We start from the raw sequence: 1,650 nt of genomic DNA, 5'->3' as shown, positions 1-1,650 counted from the left end.
TATTCTTGTACATTATCCTGCGCCAACGCCAAAAAAGCCCCCACATTGGTGAGCCGCTCCTCGATAAAATCTTTTGTTTTTTCTGAAACAATACTTTTATCTTTAATCGCATCTAAATTGTATTGACCTACCAATTCATTTAAAACATCTTCTGCCTTTGCTTTAACTGCATCCTGCAAATTAAGACTTAATACACTAGAGTTTTTATCCACGGTACTAATGCCAATTCTAGCTCTATAGGTATCAATCATTCTATTACGACCTCTAAGTAAAATAATTACCTCATTATTCTCCGAATTTTTATCAAAAGGTTTTATAGCTTGTATTTTGAATTGCCCTAATTCACTCTCAATAACGGTATTCAAAGTTGAAGTTGAGATCAAATCACCTTCTAACGTTTTAAATTCAATCCTGTTTTCATCCAACCTAGAAGCTACAAAAGCAGTGTCTTTTTCGATTGCTAAAAAATTCTTTTTGATAAACTTTAAGACGATCGGGGTTCTATTATAAACTTCACTTTTCTTTATGGTTCCCTCCATAAAATAAGAAATGGTCAGATCTAAAGAATCGACCATATTCCCTATAATCTTCCGCGATTTTAAAATTTCTATTTCATTATCAGGATTATTAGCAGACCCACCTCCAATAATCCCTAGATCTTCAAAGGCAGCTAACTCCGAAGAAATACCCGACTTATTATTGTCTTTAATCATAATAGAAGCAGCCGCACTATATTGAGGTGTAGCATATATTAAATAAATAAATGCTAGGGATAAAGAAAGCACCGCGCAGAACACAAACCATTTCCAATAGACTAAATATTTTTCAAGCTCTTCTCTAATATTGAGGCTATCACCATCTTCTGTTATTTGACTAGCCATTGAATTTTCTTTTTGTTCTTGCATTTTTATCTGTTTAATAGAGAAATCGAAGTTAATAGTGCCACTATAACTGATGAAATGGAAATAATTAAACTCGTATTTGAATTGGCGGAGGCAGATTGAATCCTAGCGTAATTGGGTTCTACATACACCACATCATTTTGTTGTAAATAATACACGGGTGAAGTAAATATATTTTTAGAAAGTAAATCTACGCGGTATTGGATTTTCTCTCCATTTTCTTCTCTTTGCACTAAAACATTATTTCGTTCGCCAGATATGTTTAAATCTCCTGCCAAACCAATGGCTTCTAAAATCGTTATTCTCTCATTGGGTATTGGATAATTCCCTGGTGAGCGTACATCTCCTAAGACCGTAATTTTGTAATTTGAAATTCTGACATTCACATTAGGATTTAAAATATAATCAGGTGCTAATTTATCTTTTAAAAACGCAATAAACTCATCTCTTGATAAGCCACCAATATTTAGTTTGCCTAGCACAGGAAAATCTATTTCCCCATTGGTATCTACTAAATAGGTCTGCTGTTGTGCAACGCCCATTGCCGAATTTGAGGTTGCTGAATAGGTCACTGCCGACAGATTAAAGGGCCTTACCGCTTCCGTATCTAACGCAGTAATCGTAATCTGCAATACATCATCTGGCTTGATAATCGTCTTATAAGAATTGGAAACTCTAGATTGGTCTATTTCATCATTTTGAAAATATATAATCTCTTTTTTAGACACACAGGATGCCAGCATCAAAA

Annotated in this window: 2 protein-coding genes; both read right to left on the bottom strand. The window is 34.2% G+C overall.

The window, feature by feature from the left end; translation table 11 throughout:
- A partial coding sequence (locus tag ES044_RS18180; RefSeq protein WP_262713734.1) for a Wzz/FepE/Etk N-terminal domain-containing protein occupies nt 1–905 on the bottom strand: 905 nt, incomplete at its 3' end.
- Between the two features lie 2 nt (nt 906–907).
- A complete protein-coding gene (locus ES044_RS18175; RefSeq protein ID WP_317132311.1) occupies nt 908–1,648 on the bottom strand; it encodes a polysaccharide biosynthesis/export family protein in 741 nt (246 codons plus the stop codon).
- Between the last annotated feature and the right edge of the window lie 2 nt (nt 1,649–1,650).

It is taken from the genome of Polaribacter sp. IC066, assembly GCF_007997085.1.
In the GTDB taxonomy this organism is placed as follows: Bacteria; Bacteroidota; Bacteroidia; order Flavobacteriales; family Flavobacteriaceae; genus Polaribacter.
The sequence above is the reverse complement of the archived record's forward strand: the minus strand, read 5'-3'. Positions and strand labels throughout refer to the sequence as shown.